This window comes from Mesobacillus sp. S13, from assembly GCF_020422885.1.
Taxonomy (GTDB): Bacteria; Bacillota; Bacilli; order Bacillales; family Cytobacillaceae; genus Mesobacillus; species Mesobacillus selenatarsenatis_A.
This window is the reverse complement of record NZ_CP084622.1, coordinates 937,448-961,078: the sequence shown is the minus strand read 5'-3', so window position 1 is coordinate 961,078 and position 23,631 is coordinate 937,448. Positions and strand designations below refer to the sequence as shown.

Here is a 23,631-nt window from a genome sequence, read left to right as displayed (position 1 = left end):
AAAGAGGCAAAACGAATCATACATCGTTTTGCCTCTTTTTTAGTTCTGCTCTGTCATTTCAATCCTATGCCACCAGGCTGATGCTGGATAATCATCAAGTCCAACCACGAACGTTTCCCCAATCCTCGGTGTTGCAATCTGGACTCCTGCTTCTTCCGCTGACCGGACCGCCCTCTCTACGGGATCATGCCATGCATGAAGAGACAGGGTGAAAGCTCCCCAGTGTACAGGTATCATCAGCCTTCCTCGTACGTCCTGATGTGCCTGAACTGTTTCTTCAGGCATCATATGAAGCGCTGCCCAGCGAGCGTCGTACTGGCCGCACTCCATCAATGTCAAATCAAACGGGCCATATTTTTCTCCAATCTCTTTAAAATGCGGACCGTAACCGCCATCGCCACTGTAAAAGATTTTTATATCCTGTCCCTTGATGACCCAGGAGCACCAAAGAGTGGCATTCCTATCAGTAAGGCTTCGGCCAGAAAAATGGCGGGCAGGAGCACAGACTAGCTCAAGCCCTTCAAAGGGTAATTCATCCCACCAGTCATGCTCCTGGATTATTTCAGGAGCAATTCCCCAACGCTGCAAATGTGCCCCTACTCCGAGTGGAGCGATAAAGTTCTTTACCTTGTTTTTCAGTTTCATGATTGAACCATAATCAAGATGGTCGTAATGATCGTGTGAAAGCACAACGGCATCTATGACCGGAAGTTCCTCTATCTTAAATGGCAGTTCCCTGCTGTACCGCTGGTTTCTTACCGGGAACGGAGTCGGTGCTTTTCCGAACATCGGATCGAATAAAATCGTCTTGCCTTCTATTTCAAGCAGGAAGGCTGAATGCCCAAACCAGGTTATTTTTGCAGCTGGCCCTTTTTCTGTACCAGGTGCATATGAAGTCATCTGAAGCGGGACTTTCGGCCTTCTCTCTGGATTGCCTTTTAAAAAATCCTTCATCATTGAAATCATCGAACTAAAACTTGTATTCCATGAAGTTTCAACCTGATTGACGAACCTGCCGTTTCGATATTGCAGAGACTTTGCATATAAAGATTTTCTTTTATCTGTATGCTTTCCGCCAAAAGCCGGATAGTAATTCAGGACTGCATATACTGCCATTAAAAATAACACCAAGAATATGAATAGATTTAACATTATATATACCTCACAAGAGTTGTTTGATCATTGGCCAATATCATGGATTTCTTCAGAAGGGTATACAGTCAGTCCTTGTGCATCCTTTTGGGCTACTTGATACATGGCGGATGCTACCGTCCTGCCTTCGATGGCTTTGTATTTCCTGAACGGGCCAGCAAACAGGAATGGGACTTTTGTAAAAATGGCAGCAGCACTTCTTTCGCCCAGCCTGAATTCATCCCGCTCCCCCAATAACAAAGATGGACGGAAGATTGCCGTTGTCTCAAATGGAATTTTTTTGGTTTCTTCTTCAAGCCTCCCTTTCATTTTCGAATAGAAGATCGGTGATTCAGGATTGGCATTCATCGAACTGACGAGTAAAAATTTCTTTGCTCCGTGTGAACTGGCCAATCTGGCAATCGCCACTGGATAATCGACATCTATTTTCCACATTGCTTCCTTTGTCTTCGCCTTCTTGATTGTTGTACCCATGGCGCAGAAGACATCATCAACGGCAAAAAGCTCGTTATATTGATCCAATTGATCAAAATCAACAACTCTTTCTTCGAGTTTAGGGTGATTAATCTCAACCGACCTTCTCACTATCGCTACTACTTTATCGTATTCATTACCATTCAATAGAAACTGCAATAGTTCTTTCCCAATCAAACCGGTCGCACCGGCAATTAAAGCTGTTTTACCCACCAAGCAAGTAACCCCCTAATTCATACCGTGATACTTTCAAATTTTGCTGATAAGAATATTTTAACCGTAAAACAGCCAGCCCACAATTGGACTGGCTGCTTGATCCTAATCTATCTTTCTTTCTTTTTGTGATTGAGCCCTTCTTGCTGCGATGATCAAATCTTCTACGGGAGATACTCGGCCAAGCTCGTCTTTATGGACAATATGCTTCCTTTCAAATTGTGTTGGGCTGTCCAGGCCTGCGGCCGCCGCCAGATTATAAAGGCCTTCCCGCAAGGAGATAATATAATTGGCGACCCGGTACATTTTCTCATCCACAACCAGGCCATCCTGGAGCTTTTGGTCTGTGGTCGCCACACCCGCAGGGCAAGTATTCGTATGGCATACTTGGGCCATGATACAGCCAACACTGATCATCATGCCGCGGGCTATATTCACAAGGTCCGCTCCCATTGCCAGGGCGATGGCGATTTTATCAGGAGTGATCAGTTTTCCTGATGCAATCAGCTTCACTCTGTCTCTGATTCCATATTGGCGAAGCATTTCATCCACAACAGGAAGCGCTGAGTTGATAGGAAGGCCAACCGTGTCTGCCAGCTCTTGGTAGGTTGCCCCAGTGCCGCCTTCTCCGCCATCCACTGTGATGAAATCCGGGCCTTTCCCACTTTCCTTCATGTAGGAAATCATATTTTCAAGCGCGTCCATATCTCCGACGACAATCTTGATTCCCACTGGCTTTCCGCCCACCGAACGCAATTCCTCAATCCAATCAAACATGGAAGGGACATCGCTGAACTCATAAAATCTGTTCGGACTGTTAATTGTCTTTCCGACTTCGACAAGGCGGATCTTAGCGATTTCCTCAGTGACCTTTTCTCCTTCAACATGGCCGCCGCGTGTCTTCGCTCCCTGCGCCAGCTTGATTTCAAATGCTTTTACCTGAGGCATTTCACTTTTCTTCTTGAACTCTTCCCATGAAAATTCACCGTTCGGTTTCCGGACGCCAAAGAGGTCCGGTCCGATTTGCATGATGATATCTGGGTTTCCGGCAAGGTGATGGTCAGATAACCCGCCTTCTCCTGAATTCATCCATGTTCCGCCTGCAAGCCCAAGGCCCTTCGACAATGCCTGGATCGCTTTTTCCCCAAGCGCTCCATAGCTCATTGCCGACTGCCCCACCTGCCCCTTCACCCTGAAAGGATAGCGGCAATTTTTCTCCCCGAGCACTACGGCGTCATCATCCTGCAAATAATAAGGATCAGCCAATTTTTCCTCGTTATGTTCTTTCCTTGTAAAAAGGCCCTCGCCATCAATCTTATAAACTCTTGTTTTAATTTTGTCTGCATTATCGACCTTCATTTCATCAGTCAATTTAGGAAAAAGTGTATTCCTGATGTAAAAGCCCTCTGCCTCAAAATCCTTTAATGATCCAAAACCTATTAATCTTTCCTTATACTTGCCTGCCTTAACGACATCCTGGTATTCCTTGCGCGAAAAAGGCTTACCCTCATTATCACCATTGAATAAATATTGTCTTAGCTCTGGACCAATATGTTCAGTGAAATAGCGAACCTTTCCAAGCACGGGGAAATTCCTTAAAATTGAATGTTGCTGCTGGTGATCATCTTTAAAATATAAATAGATAAATAGAAAGACCGGCACCAGGATAAGCAATGCTATGAAAATAAACAAGCCGATCACTAGATAATCCGTCAAACCCATTAAAATCCTCCTTTCCTATAATGAAGATAAAGCTTTTGTGATGACTGTATCTCCTTCTGCCACTTCAAAAGTCTTGTTAAAAGCTGCCTCGGTTTCGAGCGACATGACCAATACCTCCGCGATGTCCTCGTGTGAAATTTCAAGCTCGTTTGAATCCAGTGTTTCAGCCGCAGATATTTTTCCATTGCCAGGTTTGTCTGTAAAAGCTCCCGGCTGCACGATGGTATATGTCAAATTGGATTGCCGCAGCAACTCATCTGGCATCTCTTTCGCGCCGATCTCCCGGCTGTCATCCCCTGCCGCTTCATTGGCCATGATGGCGCTCATCATCACAAAACGTTTCACACCCTGCTTCTCTGCTTCCTTCACCGTCTCGATGACCGACTCATGATCAATCATTACAGTCCGGCCAGTTTTGGCCTTTGGATTGACGCCAGTCAGATATATGGCGGCATCATACCCATTGAATAATGTCGGCAAGATCCTCTCTTCATATAGAACTACCTCTGTAGCTCCTCTTTTTTTCATCAAATCCATTTGATTCTCATCGCTGATGACTGCGCAGGATATATACCCATTTTCCATCAGCTTGCTGACAACAAACTCCCCGACGCTGCTATGTGCACCAATCACGATTACCTTCATTACATTCCCTCCTTTGTAAAAAAGAGAAACAGATTATATCCGTTTCTCTTTTTGAATCACTTGGAAATTACATCATCCGGTTCCAGTGTCGATGTTCGGCAATTGCATCAATGAACTTCTGGCTGTCTCCTGACGTATCATTGGTGTTTGCAAAAATGACAACACCAGCTGCGTCTTCATGGCCTATGCCTGCTGCAGCCAATAATTCAGCTGCTTCTTTTCCCGCACCGACTGCTTTCAAATGGCTGTAAGCCTCATCAACAAAGTAGACTGCTTCCTTTTTTTGCTTCAGACTGTCAACACTTTGCTGGCCGCCGGCAACATGCAGTGCATCAAATAAAACAGAGCTGCCAGTCAGCAGCGTATGCTGTACTTCAAGTTCCGTGCCATCATCACCCTTGATCATCCCAAGCTGCTTGCTGACGATTTCTGCCGTAATGCCGCTCTTTTTCAGCATCTCCATCAATCCAGAGACTTCAGCTCCGTTAAAGCCATGATCAGCTAGGATTGCAACCTTTCTTGTATTCGGCAGCTTTGCTGTATTCATCTGGCTCAATACCGGAGAAGTCATGTTCACTTCTGCTGGTTTGCTTGTCGGCTTCTTAGCGCCTAGACTTTCAGCTACCTGTTCAGCCAGGAATGTATCAATATTTCCAAGCATCTCAACCACCTGCTGCTGCACATCCTTGCTTTTCACTTTTCCAAGCTCAAAACTGAATGCTTCGATCATATGCTGCTTTTCCACATCGGACATGCTGTTCCAGAAGAGAGTCGCTTGGGAATAATGGTCCTTGAAGCTGTCACTGCGTGCCTGGACCTTTCGTCCCTCGACTTTTTCCTGGTGATGTTCATATCCTCCTTCGCTCACAGGTGACGGCTCAGGATCATTGCTTTGCAGCGAATTTTTGTGATAAGCGACCTGCCCGCGGTCAATCGTCATCCGGTGCATGCCATCACGCTGGTTGTTATGGAACGGGCAAACCGGCCTGTTGATTGGGATCTCGTGGAAGTTCGGGCCGCCGAGACGAGATAGCTGAGTGTCCGTATAAGAGAACAAACGCCCTTGAAGGAGCGGGTCATTTGAAAAATCAATTCCTGGAACGACATGTCCCGGATGGAAGGCAACTTGCTCAGTTTCTGCAAAGTAATTAGTCACATTCTGGTCCAGCGTCATTTTTCCGGTGATCTTGACTGGCACCAATTCCTCCGGCCAGATCTTGGTAGGATCCAATACATCGAAATCGAACTTGAATTCATCTTCTTCGTCAATCATCTGGACACCAAGCTCGTACTCTGGATAATTCCCCATCTCGATTGCATCAAATAAATCTCGGCGGTGGAAATCCGGATCTTTTCCGGCAAGCTTTTGAGCTTCATCCCAAACTAACGAATGAACACCCAGTACCGGTTTCCAATGGAATTTTACAAACCGGGCCTTGCCCTGCTCGTTCACAAACCTGAATGTATGGACTCCGAATCCTTCCATCATCCGGAAACTGCGTGGAATGGCACGGTCTGAGATATGCCACATGATCATATGCGCCGACTCAGTGTTATTGGCAATGAAATCCCAGAATGTATCATGAGCCGACTGGGCCTGAGGTATTTCATTATGAGGCTCCGGCTTGACCGCATGAATCAAGTCCGGGAATTTGATTGCATCCTGGATGAAGAAAACAGGGATGTTATTTCCAACAAGGTCGTAATTGCCTTCTTCTGTATAAAATTTCGTCGAAAAACCGCGGACATCACGGACGGTATCACCTGATCCCCGTGAACCGGCTACCGTTGAAAAGCGCACAAAAACGGGAGTCTTTTTGGATGGATCCTGCAGGAACCCTGCTTTCGTATATTCAGCCATTGGCTCGTATGCCTGAAAATATCCATGAGCCGCAAACCCCCTGGCATGCACCACACGCTCCGGAATACGCTCATGATCAAAATGAGTCATCTTTTCACGGAAATGGAAATCCTCCATCAATGTCGGACCGCGGGTTCCCGCCTTCAATGAATGCTCATCTTCAGAAACACGCAGTCCCTGGTTAGTCGTCATTGCTTCACCATTATGTCCAGACCTGAATTGCTCAAGCTGCTGATTCTTCTCGTTCATAGAATGATTCTTCTCGTCATTTTTCATCGATTATTCCTCCCGTTCGAGATGGGGGCATGTGGACTATTATGTAATTCCTCTTAAGCTGCCTTTTTATCGTGCTGCTAGACACCATGCTCCTATATGGACGTATACCACAAGCGAAAGCCCGCTAAACGATAAGTTAGCGGGCTTGGTTTTTATAAGTTTTCATTCAAGTATTCCTTCGCTTCTTCTGGAGAGGCAAAAGGTTTAATGAAGGTAACTTCTTTGCCATCGTTGGCAACTGCCAGGAATCCATCAGCTACCTGGATAATATCTGCAGTCACATTATTTTGCCCATCAGGTTCTACGGTATCAGCAACTGTCGCCTGCCCTTTATCAACCCAGGACTGAACTTCAACCGCATATGCATCATAATCCATTCCTTCATAGAATCTCTCCTGCAGGTAATCCGTTGTAACTGGATCTTCTTCTGTCTTCACTTCCGTATCCGGCGGACCCTCCTGGCCGATTTCACTGTCATCAGCGCTGCATCCAGCAAGGATTCCAGCCGCTGCTAAAGATATCAGTAGTTTCTTCATAAGATCCTCCTTATTGTAAGATTCTCTTATCCTCTCTTTACCCTATTTATCAAGCTAAAAAAGTTTTCAGGCTATTTTGGATGGAATTGGCAATATTCCTCATTAGGTAGAGTACAAATTCATCAAATAGGCAAGCACAAAAAAAACAGGATTCCGGCATGGAATCCTGCGATAACCCTTTATTTTCACTCTGGTGCTGTGAATGAACGCTGTGCGAGTTCGTTTTCGAGCATGAAAAATGCGTTGCTGTCCTGGTCAATCCGGCGCAGCTTCTGGATCAAGCTGTCGAACAGGGCTTCTTCTTCAACCTGTTCTTCAATGAACCATTTCAGGAAAGTCATCGTCGCATGTTCACGCTCATCCAGCGCAATATCCGCAAGTTTGTAAATGCGGCGTGTAACTTCCTTTTCGTGCCCAAGCCCTTTTTCAAAAACATCAAGGACAGACTCGAACTCGTTTGATGGGGCATTGAAGCCATCGAAAGTCACTCGCTCACCCATATCATTGATAAAATTGTAAAACTTCATTGCATGGAATCGTTCTTCTTCAGCTTGTACCATAAAGAAATTCGCAAATCCATCTAGATTTTCAGCTGAGCAATACGCAGCCATTGCCATGTACGCATGAGCAGAATAAAATTCATAATTCATTTGTTCAACCAAACCATTAACCAACTTATCGCTGATCATTGTAATTCCTCCTCAGTCTCTGCAGCCTTTTCTTTTTACGCTAACATAGTTATTTTGCCTTCTCAATTGAATTTTACCCTTTCGTGCTCCATAAAACCATGTTTATCCAAAGTGCAGCAATGAAAAAGGACAGCTCGAGAGCAAACGCTAAAGCCTCAAGAACTGTCCTCCATCTATTAAAATAACTCCATCAAAAGATCCCAAAACCCTTTCTTTTTCTCAGGTTTTGCTTTTTTCTCTTCTGGCTCTTCTTTTTCAATTGCCTCTGTTTTGATCACGAATTGTACAGAAGTGACTTTCTCGTTCTTCGTTGACACAAAGGAAACTGGCTCGAAGTCCGATTTGTCATACTCCTTAATCATCTCATTGATTTCCTGTTTCATTTGTTCAGGAAGATTTTTTGTTTCCTGATGCAGCTCGCTTGTTCCGTTGTGGAGTTGTTCTACTCCATCATTCAATTCGCCTGTGCCATCTGCCAGACTAGCAATTCCCGAATGCAGCTGGTTATAGGAAGCCGCCAGCTTGCTCACTCCTCCTGTATAACCAACAAGACCGGAATGGAATTCTCCGTATTTCGAGGACAATTCAGTGAGCCCTTTCTGGAGCTGTTCCAATCCGCTCATATCCATATCCTTAAGGGAGGCAGACAGTTCATCAGCTATCGCTGTAAGCCCCGAGCTCATTTCAGTTACCGAACCGCTGACCTGCTTAAGTGATGGATCCACGGCAGCAAAAGCTTCCTGTACCTGTGAATAAGTACCTTTGACTTTTTGGGCAGCTGCATAGGATTCCACCAGTTTATTGACCACACTCGCATCCGCGCCGCTGCTGTATAATGCTTCTATCTCTTTCTCTGAAACTTCATGAGCGGGAATCCCTTTAATTGCTCCATCAAGGGCACCGTAGGCCTTTGCGTAATTTTCACGCAAAGTTGTCAATCCATCGGCTGCTTGATTCATGCCACTGGCTAATTGGGTCAGGACCGCTGGCAATTCACTCAAGCTCGCCACGTCCATTTGGGCAGAATCACCGGAAAGTGAGGTGCTGATTTGTTTCAATGCATCGCCAATGGAACTGGATGCGCCAACTATTTGTGAGGACGAACCATTCAGCTCCGTCACGCCGTTTTTATATTTTGCCGAACCATCACGCAGGCTTGCTGCTCCATTGTTCAATTGCGAAACACCGCTCTTCAGATCGGCTACTCCATCATTCAATCCCTTGATTGCGTCTGATAATGCCGACATATCGTCGGTCATGCTCTCCATTTCTGAAGTATCAATCGGCAGGGTCGACGGAACAGCTGCAATATCAACACCGGTGAACTCAAAATTCTCTACTTCTGCCTCAACAGTGAATTCTTCCTCCTGGCCAGGCATGACAGTGAATGTAATTTGTTTGTTCTTTCCGGCATTCGCAACCATGCCGCCCTCAGCTTCGATATTCTGATAGCTATTCGAGAGCTGCAGGGAAATTTGCAATAAGTAGTTCTCAAAATACACGCTATCTGCTTTTTCATTGGCAGCAGTCTGGATCTTTATTTCCACATTCCCTTCTTTTCCGGCAAGCTCAGACGCTTCAACCTCACGTCCATCAAGCAAATAGGAAATCTCAATATCCCATGGAAGCTCCGTGTTGTCTTCCATATTACCCTGATAATAAAACTTACCTTCAGGTGCATTGATCGTGACAGCCTGCCCTTTTTGGTCAAGTTCAGAAAGGTCGGTCAGATTTTTCACGCTGCTGTACAACCCATAGTCAAGAATTTTCCCAGCCTTCGCCACCTCCAATGTATTGACGACAAAAATATCATCAAGATCTCCATTGGATTTCAATGTCGCGTATACGACTTCATCCTTGGAAGTGATTTTCCCTGCCGTTTCAGCCGCTGCCCCATGACTAAGAAATGAAGGCAAGATGATTATCGATGCAAGAGCAACGGGAATTATTTTGTTTTTTCTCATCATCATTTCTCCTCGTAAAAATTTGCTTTATAGGTCGTCTTATTAATGAATTTATCGAATACAAGCAGCATTGCCGGCAACAAGAACACAACCATCACAAAGGCAAGCAATGCGCCCCTGCCCAATAACAGGCCAATGGATCCGACAATTGGATTGGAAGACGTCAACCATAAAATAAATCCGACACTCGATAAAATCGCTGCAGATATGGAAATAGAGAATGTCTTTTCATCCAATGTCTTCACGATTGCTCTTTTGGCGGACATTTCCTGGCGGTTATGCTGGTAAGCCTCCGTCAGCAAAATCGCATAGTCCACTGTGGCCGCCAGCTGTACAGTGCTGATAATTAAATATCCGACAAAGACCAGCGAAGAACTTGTAAAGTACGGAATCGACAGATTGATCCAGACAGCTGACTGAATCGTGATCAATAATACTAGCGGTATCGAGATCGATTTAAAAGTTGCCAGCAGGACAATCGCAATCGTCACGACTGTCAGCACGTTCACGACAAGATTATCCTTATTGACGACATTCTTGATATCATACAGTGTTACGCTTTCTCCCAGGCTCATTGCCTTGTCACCATAATAATTTGCAGCCGCCGATTCTACCTTTTCGACAATCGAAAAAGGAAGATCACCTTCCGTTCCCTGATTGGTATTGATGATGATCCGGCTGTAATTTTTCGAATAGAATTCGTTCGTGATCGACTCATCCAGGTACTCAGGCGGAATGACGGAACCTACCATATTCACATAGGCAATAACGCTCGTTACATAATCCAGATTTTCGAGCTCCTGGACAAGCTCTGTTTCCTTTGCTGTATCTCCTTTTGGTACCAAAAGGACGATGGGAGTCGTTTCTCCAAATGCTTCTTTTATTTCGATAAAATCACTGCCGGCACGGGTTGTTTCCGGCTGTTCACCGAGTCCGTACGTAAATGCTGTATTGCTCTGTGCCAAAAAGCTTGGAACAAGAATAGCGAGAACAAGCAGCAGGCTTGGCAATTTTAGTTTGATCACAAAATTGCCGATTCCGGCAAAGCTTGGAACAAAGTTTCTGTGCTGCGTCTTGTCCATCCATTTATACAAAAGTAAAGTAAGCGCCGGTAAAAACACCATGACACTGATAAAGCTCAGAACGATTCCTTTTACCAAATTGATACCAAGATCGGAGCCTATTTCAAATTTCATGAATGTCAGAGCGATGAATCCAAAGAATGTTGTCGCTGCACTGGCAGTAATCGCCGGGAACGACTTCTTCATCGCAAGAACCATGGCTTCTTCAGGATTATTAGTCTGCTTCCGATAATCAGAAAAACTATGAAGCAGAAATACCGCATAGTCGAGTGAAACCGCCAGTTGCAAAATCGGAGCGACCGACTGGGTAACGAAGGAAACCTCACCGATAAAAATATTCGTCCCCAGGTTGATCAGGACCGAGACCCCGATAGCCGTCAGGAAGAATAAAGGCTCGACCCACGATGTAGTCGAGATCACCAAAATAAAAATGATGATCGGTACAAGCAGGATCGCGGCGTACATCGATTCTGTCCCTGCCATTTTTTGCGAAGAAGCGGTATTGATGGCTTCTCCCGCAATCGCTCCGTCTTCACCAATCAAGTCATAAATTGCATCAGTGATTGGAACCTCATCACCAGAGCGGACACTGATGGAGAACAGCGCATTTCCATCTTTGTAGTAGTTTTCGACTGTCTCTTGATCTGCCATTTCGAGAGGTGTCTTCAAATCCACCACATCATCAAGCCAAATGACGTCGCCGACACCATCAATGTCCGACAATTCCTCTTTAATCCGCAGCGCTTCCTGCAAGGAGATATCCCTTACCATCACTCTCGTATCAGGTACCTCAGCAGTGAACTCCTTTTCCATGATTTCCATTGCCCTTGTTGACTGGGCATCTTCAGGCAAATAATCCACCATATTATAATTGACCGACACAAAAAATTGCGCCACCGCCGATATTAACGTAAATAGAACGAATGCTATTACAACAGCTTTCTTATGTTTTATGACTTTTTCAGCAATGCTTATCATTCTTCAACCTCACTTGAGTCTTTTGCTCTTTCACTTTATCATTATATAAACACCGTGTTGTCTATTCAACAAACAGTTGGGCACATAACGTGCAATAAACAACACAGAATCTTTTTTTGTTGTTTAACTCAATGTTTTACAGATAAAGGAAGGGTTTGAAAAATGGACAGACGAAAAAAATACACCCGGATGGTCTTAAAAGAAAGTCTGATGGACTTATTGAAAAACAAGCCAATTTCCAATATCACCATAAAGGAAATCTGTGAGCTCGCAGATATTAACCGCTCCACATTCTATTCTCATTATTCCAGTCAATATGACCTGTTGAATGCGATTGAAGAAGAATTCATAGAAGACATGGTAGCGACTTTGAACCAATATAATTTTTCCAAAGAAGAAGAAGCTTTGAAAATGACAGAGAAGATTCTTGAGTATATTGCCCAGAAAAGCGATGTATGCCAGACACTTTTAAGTGAAAACAGCGATATCCACTTCCAGAAAAAAGGCATGATGATCACCCATGAATTCATCTTCAAAAACTGGATTACCGACAGCCATTTTGACCGCGAAACATTTGAATATATCAATATCTTTGTTGTCAGCGGCAGTATTTATGTAATTAAAAATTGGGTAGAAAACGGGATGGATAAAACACCTCGGGAGATGGCTGAGATCATTAATAATTTTATAAATAGAGGATTATCCAATATGCGATAAAAGCGCCAGCCCTGATCCGGGCCGGCGCTTTGATTATTTCAGTACCAGTCTTGTGACACTCTCAATCTGAGAAGTGTGCGGGAACATATCGACTGGCTGGATGTATTCAACTTTATACTTTGAACTCAGAGTCGTGATATCCTTTGCAAGTGTTGAAGGATTGCAGGATACATACACAAAGGTTTTTGGCTGGATTTTCAGGACAGTCTTCAGGAATTCCTCGTCGCAGCCTGTACGAGGCGGATCGACGACGACCACATCCGGACGCCAGCCTTCATTCAGCCATTTTGGAAGCAGTTCTTCCGCTTTGCCCATATAAAATTTTGCATGCTTGACGCCATGCTTCTCGGCATTCTTTTTGGCATCTTCGATGGATTCTGCAATAACGTCCATTCCGCGGACTTCGCCAGCCTGATCCGCCATCCACAAACCAATCGTTCCAACCCCGCAATACGCATCCACTAGCTTTTCCTTGCCAGTCAGCATTGCAGCTGCCTTCGCTTCGTTATAAAGTTTAACCGTCTGCTCTGGATTTAGCTGGAAGAATGTACGTGCCGATAATTCAAATTGCAGGTCGCCCAGTGTCTCCTGGATAAAATCACTGCCCTCTAATGTTGTGGTTTCGCTGCCAAAAATGACCGAAGTTTTTTCACCGTTGACGTTTTGGACAATCGAATGAACCTCAGGCAGACGCTTCTTGATCTCCTGGATGATAATGTCCTTCTTCGGCAGCTCCTTCTTTGTTGTGATCAGGACAATTTGGAGCTCCCCAGTCTGCACTCCCGTTCTCGCAACGATTGTGCGGACAAGCCCACTGTGCTTCTTCTCATTGTAAATCGGGATCTTCAAGTCCTGCAGAATACCTTTCACAACCTCTGTAGCTTTCGTCGTTGCAGGATGCTGTACCGCACACTGCTCGATATTGATCAGGTTGTGAGAGTTCAAACCATAGAGGCCCGCAAGTATCTTTCCGTCCTTTTCACCAACCTGGAACTGGCTCTTGTTTCGGTAACCCCATGGATTCTCCATGCCAATCGTCTTTCGGATATCCAGGTATTCGATCTTCAGCTTTGTATGGCGCTCCAATGCCTGGATGACAATATCGCGCTTTTCATTGAGCTGCTGATCATAGCGCAAATGCTGCAACTGGCAGCCGCCACACTGATCGTAGACCGGACATAGCGGCTTGATCCGATGCTCTGAATGTTTACGGATTTTCTTGATTCTCGCCTCAGCAAACTTCGGATGAACCTTCGTTGCCTCTGCGACAATTTCCTCACCCGGCAGGGCACCCGGCACGAACACCACCTGGCGTTTGAAATAGCCGACCCCCTCCCCATTGATGCCAAGACGCTTGATCGTCAGCGGGAAGGTCTGCTTCAGCTCCAGCTTAGCGGTTTGCTGTTCTTTTTGGTATTGCTGTCCTTTTTTCTTATAAGTAACTTTGGTTTGTTGGCCTTTTTCTTGCTGGCCCCTTTTTTGTATAGCTTTTTCTTGCTGACCTTTGCTTTGCGGAGCTTGTTTCATCCCCTGATCAGCTTTGGCGAGGTTATCTTTTTTTCTGCGATGCTCTTTTTTCGTATGAATTTGCTGCTCTTTTTTCATAAAACTTCACTCCAATTATTCAATGCTTCTCCATAAATAGAGCGAAGCATAGCTTAAATAAGGATTCCATGGTTCTTTATACTTTTCCATCTGCGCTAGAGTCGGTTTTTCCTCCAGATTGAAATACTTCTTCAGTGCGTTCTGGATACCGATGTCGCCCATCGGGAATAGGTTTGGTCTTCCGAGTGCGAACATCAGGAAGTTCTCAACCGTCCATGGACCAACTCCGCGGACTTTAATCAATTCCTGGGCAACTTCCGCATCAGGTTTCGATTTCATTTTTTCAAAATCAAGCTGACCCGATGCTGCCAATTCGGCGATTCCGATTACATACTCTGCCTTCCGTCCGCTGAACTGCAATTCACGCAGTTCTTCGACCGTGAGCTGCGCCACTTTTTCAGGACTTGGGTAAAACCAGACTCCATCCAACTCCTCACCGAAAGAATGCACGAACCGTTCTGTTAGTGTAAAAGCGAATTTAAGATTGACCTGTTGATGGATAATGCTCTTGATCAAACTCGAGAACGGGTCAAACTCCAGGACAAGCGGAGTTCCGTAATGTTCATTGAATAAGCCCTTCAACTCAGTCGTCTGGAAATGTTCATGAATATGGAGCAGTTCCACATTCCATTGAAAAATTTCGTGGAGACGATGCAGTGTCATTTCTTTGTCATGGTCAGCACGGATAATGAATTCCGGCTTTTCCAGAGACCCAGTTCCGGTGACTTCTGCAACGATTTTTTTATGGTTAAAAACAAGCGGCACCTTTACACTCCGCTTTTCTATATCAACAAAATGCAATGGATCAAGCGCCAGCCTGCTTAATGCAAGATCAAAATTATATGGCCCTGAAATCGACACCTTTTCTTCCCACATATACAAACCGCCCTTACGTATTTTCCCCGTATTATAGCATTTCCACGAGGTTTTTACGAAGATAGGAGATTTTATTCAAGGGATACTGAATTTGTTTATATGAAATTCAGTTAAGACTATTGAGGATATTGATGTTCTTAACGAAAAAAAGAAATAATATAGCGAGTTTTTACTTTATATAGCGACTTTTTCTTTTATCTAGCGACTTTTTCATTTTTATAGCGAATTGGTAATTATCACGTTTTTTTCCAATTCCAATAGTCCCGGCACCAACAAGATGCCGGGACTAACTTCATACTAGTATAACATCGGATCCTTCATACCGCCTTTGCTCAGCATCAAATCGTCCAGACTTTTAAAATTGTAGCCTTGCTCTTTCAGATCCCTGATTACTTTTCCAAGTGCATCGGCGTTGTCCTTTGATACAGTATGCAGAAGCAGTACTGCTCCTGGGTGGATCTGCGTCATGATTTTATCATAGGAATATTGCGCACCTTTCTGCTGGTCCGTATTCCAGTCAACAAAGGCGAGTGACCAGAATACATGGGTATAGCCGGCTTCCTTCGCGACCGCCATCGTCCTTTCGCTGAAAATTCCGCGCGGCGGGCGAAGATAGGTCATATGCTTTTTGCCGGTGATTCTTTCCGTCTCTGCTCTGACCATTTCCAGTTCCTTTTTGATTTTCTCATCGCTGATTTTCGTCATGTCAGGATGGTGCCAAGAATGGTTGCCCACGATATGACCCTCATTGGCCATGCGCGCAACCAGCTCTGGTGCACTGTCGAGATAATGTCCTGTCACAAAAAATGCAGCCGGCACCTTTTCTTCCTTTAAAATATCGAGAATTTTCTCGGTATAGCCGTTTTCATATCCATTATCGAAGGTTAAATAAATATCCTTTGAATTCTTATCTCCTTTGTAGACAGCTTCATGGTCTTCAAGGATGACCTCAAACATCCTCCCGGCATCTGCCTGCCTTCCATTGCGGCCCTTTTTGAAGCCCCAGTGCAATGGTGAATTGGAGTTCTCCTCCGCACCAGTCGTAGCAGGCAAGGTAATCAACAGCAGCATTGCTGAAGCAAGCAAAATTTTAACAATTTTTTTCATGATGTTCCTCCATTGATGTTTTTCCTTATTGTTTGTCAGGAGGAAAAAAAAATTCTTATAAGTATATTTCATTTTGAGAAGCTAATAGTAAAAATACCAAACACTAAGGAGAACATTATGTCGGAGGAACAAAAAATCGATTGGACGTCCGGAGAGATCGGCAATTTGTGGAATATCTACATGGCAAATTCAATGTCTTCCTGCATGTTCAAACATTTTTTACTGAATTGCGAAGACGAGGAGATTAAGGATTGCCTGGTGACTGCTGATCAATTGAGCAAGGACATTCTCTCTCATTTGAAGGAAATGTTTCAGCAGGAAGGAATGGCTGTGCCTATGGGGTTTTCCTTGGAAGGAGATGTAAATGAGAGTGCGCCCAGGCTTTTTTCTGACAGCTTTTATCTGAACTATCTTGAAATGATGGTTAAATACGGTGCACTTTATTATAGTGTAGCTTTGCCAGGTTTCTCGAAGATGGACCTGCGCCAATCCATCACAGATATCAATATCTCTTCTCTCAATCTTTCAAATAAGGTAACAGAAATGATGCTGAACAAGGGATTGCATGTAAGGGCTCCATCCATCCCCAAAATGAAAGAGGTTACTTTTGTTGAAAAGCAAAGTTTTTTTAATGGATATTATGGCGATAAAAGGCCTCTTTCTGCTATGGAAATTACCCATCTTTACCTTAACATACAGGTGAATGCGATCAAAACGATCCTTGTCATGGGGTTCAGCCAGGTTGCTAAAGATGCAGAAGTAAGGAATTATTTTTTACGCGGAAAAAAAATCAATATCAAACAACACAACACACTTTCCCAGATCATGTACAAAGAAGACCTGCCTGTTTCAATCCCAAGCCAGTTCATGATTACCGAATCGACTGAAGCTCCGTACTCAGATAAGCTAATGCTCTTCCATATTTCAAACTTGTCGTCAGCAAAGGTGCGAAACTTCGGCGATTCAATCGCAGTAAGTCCAAGGCATGATCTCGGCGCAACATATGCAAGATTCTTGTTGGAGACAGCAAATTTTGCTGAAGATGGCGGAAATATCCAAATCGAAAATGAGTGGATGGAAAGGCAGCCAGGCAATGTAGATCGCAACCAGTTGGCTAAAGAGAAGAAATAGAAAGGCTGAGGCGGCAAATAGGCAAACATCTAACACCAGCTGGACAATATAAAAGGAGACTCTCTTAAAAAAGCGAGTCTCCTCTCATTCGTTTTATTTATATACTCGATCCGCAAACTGGGCCAATTTTTCAAGGGATGATTTTTCAACATCTTCGTGCAGGCTGTTGCCGTGTGAGTCCATTGTGACAACGGCTGTAAAGCCTTCGACGTTCAGGTGCCACATGGCTTCAGGAATACCAAAGTTCATCAGGTCTACACCCTCTACTGACTTGATGCAGTCCGCATAATACTGGGCAGCTCCGCCGATGGCATTCAAGTAAACACCGCCATGCTCCTTCAGTGCAGCCAGTGTCTTCGCGCCCATTCCACCTTTACCGATGACAGCACGGATACCGAACTTTTTCATGATATCACCCTGGTAAGGCTCCTCGCGAATACTTGTTGTCGGGCCTGCAGCCTTTACGTGCCAGTTTCCTTCTTCATCCTTCAGCATGACCGGGCCGCAATGGTAGATGACCTGGCCATTCAGGTCCACTGGTGAATCGTGGTCTGACAGATACTTATGGATTGCGTCGCGTCCGGTGTACATCATGCCGTCGATTTTCACGACATCTCCGACCTTTAGCTGGCGGATCTGCTCTTCTGTAATTGGAGCCGTCAATGTGACAACATTCTCTTCCACCGGTGCTTCAACAGCCGCCGCGATTTCCTGGGCTGCAGGCTGTGCGAAGTCGATTTTCTCCCCATCCTGATACATCCATTCCTGGATCTCTCCCGTTTCAGGATTCACGGCAACACCAAGGCGGCGATATGCCCAGCAGTTATACGCAACAGATACATAGAAGCTTGCTGGAATACGGTTCATGACACCGATTTTGCAGCCTAGAAGCGTCGTTTCACCGCCAAAGCCCATTGTGCCGATTCCAAGTTTGTTGGCATTTTCCATTACATACTCTTCAAGGTCACGGAGTTCTGGATGCGGATTCACATCGTCTACCGTACGGAATAACTGCTCTTTTGCAAGATCATAGCCTGAAGAACGGTCGCCGCCGATTCCCACGCCGATGAAGCCGGCGCTGCAGCCTTGTCCTTGTGCTTGGTAAACCGAATGCATAATGCATTTGCGGATTCCATCCAGATCGCGCCCGGCACGTCCGAGTCCTTCCAATTCTGCAGGAAGGCTGTATTGAATATTTTTATTTTCACAGCCGCCGCCTTTTAAAATTAGACGAGCGTCAATATAGTCTTTTTCCCATTGCTCAAACTTGATGACAGGAGTGCCGCCGCCAAGATTGTCACCGCTGTTGTCGCCTGTCAATGAATCAACAGAGTTCGGGCGCAGCTTGCCATCCTTTGTCGCCTGGGCAATTGCATTATAAATCGCTTTTTTCATCACAAGCTGGTTTGCACCTACAGGAGTCTTGATCTTAAAAGTTGGAAGACCAGTATCCTGGCAAATTGGCGAAACATTATCATCCGCCATTTTGATGTTGTTGGTGATGGTATCAAGGCTCATCGCTGAACGCGTCCCCGCATTTTCACGCTCCGCCGCCGCTTTGATTGCCCGGCGGACATCCTTAGGAAGGTTTGTGGATGTCTCAACAACCAGCTGGTACATGCTTTCCTGGAACTTTTCGATATTCATCTGTCTACCCCTCTCCCCTTGTTTGCTGTCTCTTTATATGTGAAAATTTTATAACAATTTCTCCGATATCATTATACTCCTATCATCTTCCGATTTAAAGATAGAAAGTGGAATCGTTTACAAATAGAAAAGCAGAAGCGCCTTGTTCAGCCCCGACAAGCGCTGGAGGGCCGACCATTGAAGTCGTTATTCGATTTCATTCGGCGGACCGAAACGATCGTGCTGTTTGATACTTCTTCTCTCCAAAACCCTAGATGGAAACTGGCTAGGCACTGGAAGCTAGACGACGGAAAAGTTTGTGAAATTAAATAAGAGACCCATCAAAAGGTCTCTTACATATCGCGATGCTTGAACTCGCGGCATTTCGCATCCATTTCCTCAACAATCTGGATCATGCGATCGATATCCTCAAGGTCTGTTTCCTCCGGATCAATTGCTTCAAGCAACTCAGCAAACATATCCAGGCGTTGCTTCAGGAATACGACCTGCGTATTTTTATCATTAATCGGATTTCCCAAGATTCTCGCTCCTTTCACTACCCTAACATCCTACCGAAAAATGGGTGAATGTGCAATAAGCTGTAGATAGACTTTTCTGTTCTATTGGATAGTATTCCCCCTTATCCGTATGTTTGCACAGGCTTTTTTAGGAAAAAACATATATGAGGTGATTCGATGTTTTTTAATTCTTGGGATAATATTTGGCGAACATTGATTGTTGGTGTACTGGCATATGCTGCACTCGTTTTATTGTTACGTTTATCTGGAAAAAGAACACTTTCAAAAATGAATGCTTTCGACCTCATCGTAACGGTTGCACTAGGTTCAACGCTGGCAACAATCTTATTGAATAAAAAAGTAGCCCTAGTAGAAGGGTTTACCGCATTCTTCATTTTAATCATGCTTCAATACATAGTTGCCTGGAGTTCAGTACGTTCAGACGGCTTTAAGAGGCTAATCAAGTCAGATCCTAAATTAATTTTTTACCAGGGGAAATATTTAAAAGAGAATATCATTAAAGAGCGGGTGCTGGAGGTTGAAATTCTCCAGGCCGCACGCTCAAGCGGCATCAATTCGATGGATCAGGTGGAAGCCGTAGTCCTCGAAACAGACGGCAGCATTTCCGTCATTAAAAAATCAGATTCAGAGACCAATACACTGACTAGCGTCGACAAATAAGAAGCAGGCTGCTTTAAACAGCCTGCTTTTTCCCACTAATTATTCATCAAGCCCAGTTGCTTTTCCTTCGCGACTTGAATCAGCCGCCCCATAAATAAGGCCTTTCTCACCGTCAATTTGGATTGCCTGGACATTGCCGAGCGGGAATGGTCCATCGGCGAACTCGAAGCCCCTTGATTCCAATTCGCCTTTCGCCTCCATGCTTATACCAGACTCCCAGCCAATGAGCGGGCCGGTACTGTTGAAAATCCTCGGCTCTTCAATAGCCTCTTTTAGATCCATACCAAAATCAAGAACATTGACTAATGTCTGAAATACCGAGCCAATGATTGTCGGACCGCCTGGCGAGCCTAGAGTCAGCACCGGTTCATCATTCTTGAATACAATCGTCGGCGTCTTGCAGCTTACCGGACGTTTGCCTGGCTGGATCTGATTCAACCCTCCAGGGACTGCATCAAAATCAGTCATTTCATTGTTTAATACAAATCCATGGTCCTTTACCATGATTCCCGAACCAAATGGATGTTCAACCGTAGATGTGCAAGCAACAATATTTCCCCATTTGTCAATGACGGTGAAATGGGTCGTTTCGCTTCTTTCTTTCTCAGGCTCGAACGGCTGGCGTACGACATTGATTTCTTCACCACCTGTATAAGCCCATGGGTTCCCAAAATCAACTGAGTCATTCCTTCGTTCAAAATCAATCAATTTTCGTCGTTCAGCAAGATACTCTTCACTGAGCAACCCATTTAACGGAATATCCCCAAAGTCAGGGTCTCCCGAAAAGGCGATTTTATCTGAAAACGCAATCCTCATTGCTTCCGTAAATAGATAATACTTTTCCCAGGATTTCGCGTTGTATTTGCTGAGATCAAAGCCTTCCAGCAGTTTTAAGATTTGCAGCATCGTTGTTCCGCCTGCGCTTGGCATATTGGATGAAGCTATTTTGTAATCACGGTATGTTCCCCACACAGGTTCATCAATCGTGATGTCATACTCTCTGAGGTCAGACATTTCCATGATGCCGCCAAGTTCTTTCAATGTTGAGATGATCGCTTCACCTATCTCTCCTTCATAAAAGGCTTCGATGCCATCACGCTGAAGTATACGGAATGTTTTTGCCAAGTGCTCCTTCTGATAGACATCGCCTTCTTTAAGGGACTTTCCTCCCGGCTGGAACAATTCCCTCGCATGATCGCCAAGTCGATAATCAAACGTGTTAAGGATTTCTTCCATCACCCAGTTTACTTCCACGCCCTTTTCCGCCGCCTGGGCAGCAGGTTCAATCAATTCAGCCAGCGGCTTTGTTCCATATTCCTTCCTGGCTGCTTCCATGGCTTTCAGAATTCCCGGGACACCAACTCCCGTGGCATGTGTCGACCTTTCTTTAAACGGAATCACTTCACCTTCATCATCTAAAAAGAGTTCTGGATGCGCTGCTTTAGGAGCTCTCGTATGGCCATCAAAGATTTTCGTTGTCTTGCTTTCAGCGTGGTAGACCATGAAAAATCCGCTTCCGCCAATTCCGGTCATCATCGGTTCCCCGACATTCAGCCCAAATTGGATGGCGATCGCTGCATCAATCGCATTACCGCCATCACGGAGAATCTTCTCACCGGCATTCGTGGCGATCGGATGAGCTGAAGCTGCCATTGCGATTTTACCTGTAGCTGTTTCTCTATCATAATCACACCTGTTCGAGCGTGGTTTCATTTCTTTATCCATTGACTTTGTCCTCCCTATCTATCTGCTTGTACTATTAATTACCCCCGAGTTGAAATCGGGAAACAACCAAATATATGGGAGTAAAGACAAGAACAAAAAGCGCAAGCGCCTCGTTCAGCCCCGACAAGCGGTGGAGGGCTTGACAGTGAAGTCGTTCTTTGACTTCATTGGCAGGACCGAACTCGAAAAGCGAAGGCGACTGTCCAACTCCGACAAGCCTTGGAGGACCTGACACTGAAGTCGCTCTTTGACTTCATTGGCAGGGCCGAAACGTCTCGAGGAGTTAGGAGCCGCAGCTAGACAAGCGTCTCGAGGGGCTAGGCGCTGGAGCTGGATTAAGATACCCATATGGAGTATCCACACAAAAATACTTTTATAATTTCCTGGTGTACAATAAAAAACCAGTCCTGGATTAGGACTGGTCAGTTTGTAGACAAAAGGGGTTCGGAATGCTCTCATTCCGAACCCCTTTTTGGATTTCATCGAATTTTTCAAAGGAAATAGACTCTCTTTTCTATACTTTTAGGCCATTACTGGACTTCTCCATGTCCAGTTGGCCATCTTCTTCAAGTTCAATGCAGCGAAAGTAAGCATCGCCTGCATCGACAATTTTTTAAGTCCCCTTAGGGTTGTCCAACGCATGCCATGCTTTTCTTTTGCATCTGCGAATACGCGCTCAATGGTTTCTTTGCGCTTCGCATAGATTTGTTTTACTTCTGATTGGTGCCTTAAATGGTCTGCCTCTTCCAAATACTCATGCCAGATGTGGCGCGTTACCACCTTTTGGTGGTCTTTGCTTTCTGTACATTGCGCTAAAAATGGGCAGGTGGCGCAGATATGTTTGGGAGATTTGTACTCACGATATCCCTCTTTTGTAGTGGTGGAATACCTTAGGATCTCACCGGCAGGACACAAGTAACAGTCATAAAATTCGTCATATACATAGTCATATTTACGGAAGAATCCGTCCTTCGTTCGTGGTCGGGTATAAGGCAAAGCCGGAGTTATTTCATTTTCAAACAGAAACTTCGTAATGGCTGGAGTTTTATAGGCTGCGTCGGCCGCAACGGCTTTGGGCTTTCCAACTTTCTCTATTACTTGTTCTACCAGTGGTTCAAGGATCAGGCTGTCATGGGTGTTACCAGGTGTCACAATTGTTCCTAGGACAAATCCATTTCGGTCTGATGCCGCATGAAAGGAGTAGGCAAACTGCTTTGTCCGTTCATCCTTGACGTAGTATCCACTCTCCGGATCGGTCGTGCTTTCCTTTATTTCCTTCGATTCTTCCTTGTCGAATTTATCAGGAGGAAAAGGCTTCTTCCCATGTTCTTCCCGATCTTGATTGATTTCTTCCTGGAGTTTCTCTTGATACGCCCGTGTTTCCTTCCGCACTACTTTCTTCTCGAATTTATGCTTATTCGCACTTGCTTTAACGTGGGTTGAATCAATGAAGACGTGTTCTGCACTAATAAGTTTCTTATCAGCTGCGGTCTTAAGAATTCGATAGAAAATCTGTTCAAACAAATCAGTGTCTTTAAAACGGCGTTCGTAATTCTTCCCGAAGGTGGAGAAGTGGGGCACTTTATCATGGAATCCATAACCCAAAAACCAGCGGTAAGCCATATTCGTTTCTACTTCGGCAATGGTCTGGCGCATGGAACGAATGCCAAAGGTATATTGAATAAAAGTGAGTTTAATTAAAATCACAGGGTCAATGCTTGGGCGGCCTACTTCCGAATACACATCTTTCACCAAGTCATAAATGAAAGAAAAATCTATGGCTGCTTCCATTTTACGGACTAAATGTTCCATAGGAACCAGTTGGTCTAAAGCAACCATTTCTAATTGATCTCGTTGGATTGGATTGTTCTTTGAAAGCATCTTCATCACCTCAAGCGTTATATGTATCTATTTTAAAATAGACTTATGTTTAGTTCCACGTTAAGTTTGTAAGTCCTGTTGATTGGAGTGGAAGGCGCGTAGACTCCTGCGGGCTCAGCTGGACAGGTGAGACCCCGCAGACGCCAACGGCGGTGAGGAGGCTCACCGCCAG

General features: G+C 44.8%; 20 protein-coding genes. 4 read left to right on the top strand and 16 right to left on the bottom strand.

What is annotated here, in order from left to right; all coding sequences use genetic code 11:
* Positions 1-39: 39 nt before the first annotated feature.
* From LGO15_RS04870 to LGO15_RS04830, 9 genes are all read right to left on the bottom strand, one after another.
* On the bottom strand, positions 40-1,116 hold the full coding sequence (locus LGO15_RS04870) for an MBL fold metallo-hydrolase (protein WP_226086949.1): 1,077 nt from the start codon (positions 1,114-1,116) through the stop codon (positions 40-42).
* Positions 1,117-1,179: 63 nt separating this feature from the next.
* The gene (locus tag LGO15_RS04865; protein WP_226087820.1) at positions 1,180-1,839 is read right to left on the bottom strand and encodes an oxidoreductase; all 660 of its coding nucleotides are present in this window, start codon (positions 1,837-1,839) and stop codon (positions 1,180-1,182) included.
* A 105-nt stretch (positions 1,840-1,944) separates the two neighbouring features.
* Positions 1,945-3,561 carry an FMN-binding glutamate synthase family protein gene (locus LGO15_RS04860; protein ID WP_226086948.1) on the bottom strand — a complete coding sequence of 539 codons (1,617 nt, stop codon included), beginning with the start codon at positions 3,559-3,561 and terminating at the stop codon, positions 1,945-1,947.
* A 15-nt stretch (positions 3,562-3,576) separates the two neighbouring features.
* On the bottom strand, positions 3,577-4,206 hold the full coding sequence (locus LGO15_RS04855; RefSeq protein WP_226086947.1) for an NAD(P)H-binding protein: 630 nt from the start codon (positions 4,204-4,206) through the stop codon (positions 3,577-3,579).
* 67 nt (positions 4,207-4,273) lie between these two features.
* Entirely contained in the window at positions 4,274-6,343 is a 2,070-nt protein-coding gene (locus LGO15_RS04850) for a catalase (RefSeq protein ID WP_226086946.1), read from the bottom strand.
* Between the two features lie 152 nt (positions 6,344-6,495).
* Positions 6,496-6,879 carry a hypothetical protein gene (locus LGO15_RS04845; RefSeq protein ID WP_167833289.1) on the bottom strand — a complete coding sequence of 128 codons (384 nt, stop codon included), beginning with the start codon at positions 6,877-6,879 and terminating at the stop codon, positions 6,496-6,498.
* Between the two features lie 185 nt (positions 6,880-7,064).
* Entirely contained in the window at positions 7,065-7,568 is a 504-nt protein-coding gene (locus LGO15_RS04840) for a ferritin (protein WP_167833288.1), read from the bottom strand.
* Between the two features lie 176 nt (positions 7,569-7,744).
* The gene (locus LGO15_RS04835; RefSeq protein WP_318999823.1) at positions 7,745-9,538 is read right to left on the bottom strand and encodes a YhgE/Pip domain-containing protein; all 1,794 of its coding nucleotides are present in this window, start codon (positions 9,536-9,538) and stop codon (positions 7,745-7,747) included.
* Positions 9,535-11,592 (bottom strand): efflux RND transporter permease subunit, encoded by a 2,058-nt coding sequence (locus LGO15_RS04830; RefSeq protein WP_226086945.1) that lies wholly within the window; start codon positions 11,590-11,592, stop codon positions 9,535-9,537. The genes LGO15_RS04835 and LGO15_RS04830 overlap by 4 nt, the downstream gene beginning before the upstream one ends.
* Before the next feature lie 162 nt (positions 11,593-11,754).
* Between LGO15_RS04830 and LGO15_RS04825 the strand changes: the two genes are divergently transcribed.
* The gene (locus LGO15_RS04825) at positions 11,755-12,309 is read left to right on the top strand and encodes a TetR/AcrR family transcriptional regulator (protein WP_226086944.1); all 555 of its coding nucleotides are present in this window, start codon (positions 11,755-11,757) and stop codon (positions 12,307-12,309) included.
* A 33-nt stretch (positions 12,310-12,342) separates the two neighbouring features.
* Here LGO15_RS04825 and rlmD read toward each other — a convergent pair whose 3' ends face one another.
* The 3 genes from rlmD to pdaA all read right to left on the bottom strand — a co-directional run bounded on the left by rlmD (position 12,343) and on the right by pdaA (position 15,897).
* Complete coding sequence (rlmD, locus tag LGO15_RS04820) at positions 12,343-13,914, bottom strand: 23S rRNA (uracil(1939)-C(5))-methyltransferase RlmD (protein ID WP_226086943.1); 1,572 nt, start codon at positions 13,912-13,914, stop codon at positions 12,343-12,345.
* A 15-nt stretch (positions 13,915-13,929) separates the two neighbouring features.
* Positions 13,930-14,790 carry a DNA-3-methyladenine glycosylase family protein gene (locus tag LGO15_RS04815; RefSeq protein ID WP_226086942.1) on the bottom strand — a complete coding sequence of 287 codons (861 nt, stop codon included), beginning with the start codon at positions 14,788-14,790 and terminating at the stop codon, positions 13,930-13,932.
* Positions 14,791-15,087: 297 nt separating this feature from the next.
* On the bottom strand, positions 15,088-15,897 hold the full coding sequence (pdaA, locus tag LGO15_RS04810) for a delta-lactam-biosynthetic de-N-acetylase (RefSeq protein WP_226086941.1): 810 nt from the start codon (positions 15,895-15,897) through the stop codon (positions 15,088-15,090).
* A 117-nt stretch (positions 15,898-16,014) separates the two neighbouring features.
* Here pdaA and LGO15_RS04805 point away from each other — a divergent pair, with 117 nt between their 5' ends.
* Positions 16,015-17,028, top strand: a complete 1,014-nt coding sequence (locus tag LGO15_RS04805; protein ID WP_167833284.1) for a DUF3231 family protein — start codon at positions 16,015-16,017, stop codon at positions 17,026-17,028.
* Between the two features lie 93 nt (positions 17,029-17,121).
* Here the strand turns inward: LGO15_RS04805 and LGO15_RS04800 are convergent, their stop codons facing one another.
* The gene (locus tag LGO15_RS04800; protein WP_167833283.1) at positions 17,122-18,675 is read right to left on the bottom strand and encodes a fumarate hydratase; all 1,554 of its coding nucleotides are present in this window, start codon (positions 18,673-18,675) and stop codon (positions 17,122-17,124) included.
* A gap of 177 nt (positions 18,676-18,852) precedes the next feature.
* On the opposite strand from LGO15_RS04800, the gene LGO15_RS24140 reads away from it, so the two are divergent.
* On the top strand, positions 18,853-18,987 hold the full coding sequence (locus LGO15_RS24140) for a hypothetical protein (RefSeq protein WP_264163883.1): 135 nt from the start codon (positions 18,853-18,855) through the stop codon (positions 18,985-18,987).
* Between the two features lie 20 nt (positions 18,988-19,007).
* Here the strand turns inward: LGO15_RS24140 and LGO15_RS04795 are convergent, their stop codons facing one another.
* Positions 19,008-19,193, bottom strand: coding sequence for an SE1561 family protein (locus LGO15_RS04795; protein ID WP_167833282.1), 186 nt, complete (start codon positions 19,191-19,193; stop codon positions 19,008-19,010).
* A 156-nt stretch (positions 19,194-19,349) separates the two neighbouring features.
* Here LGO15_RS04795 and LGO15_RS04790 point away from each other — a divergent pair, with 156 nt between their 5' ends.
* Positions 19,350-19,853 carry a DUF421 domain-containing protein gene (locus tag LGO15_RS04790; RefSeq protein ID WP_167833281.1) on the top strand — a complete coding sequence of 168 codons (504 nt, stop codon included), beginning with the start codon at positions 19,350-19,352 and terminating at the stop codon, positions 19,851-19,853.
* 39 nt (positions 19,854-19,892) lie between these two features.
* On the opposite strand, the gene ggt is transcribed toward LGO15_RS04790, so the two are convergent.
* Both ggt and LGO15_RS04780 read right to left on the bottom strand, forming a co-directional pair.
* Entirely contained in the window at positions 19,893-21,578 is a 1,686-nt protein-coding gene (gene ggt / locus LGO15_RS04785) for a gamma-glutamyltransferase (RefSeq protein ID WP_226086940.1), read from the bottom strand.
* A gap of 522 nt (positions 21,579-22,100) precedes the next feature.
* A complete protein-coding gene (locus LGO15_RS04780; RefSeq protein WP_226085104.1) occupies positions 22,101-23,459 on the bottom strand; it encodes an IS1182 family transposase in 1,359 nt (452 codons plus the stop codon).
* Positions 23,460-23,631 lie beyond the last annotated feature (172 nt).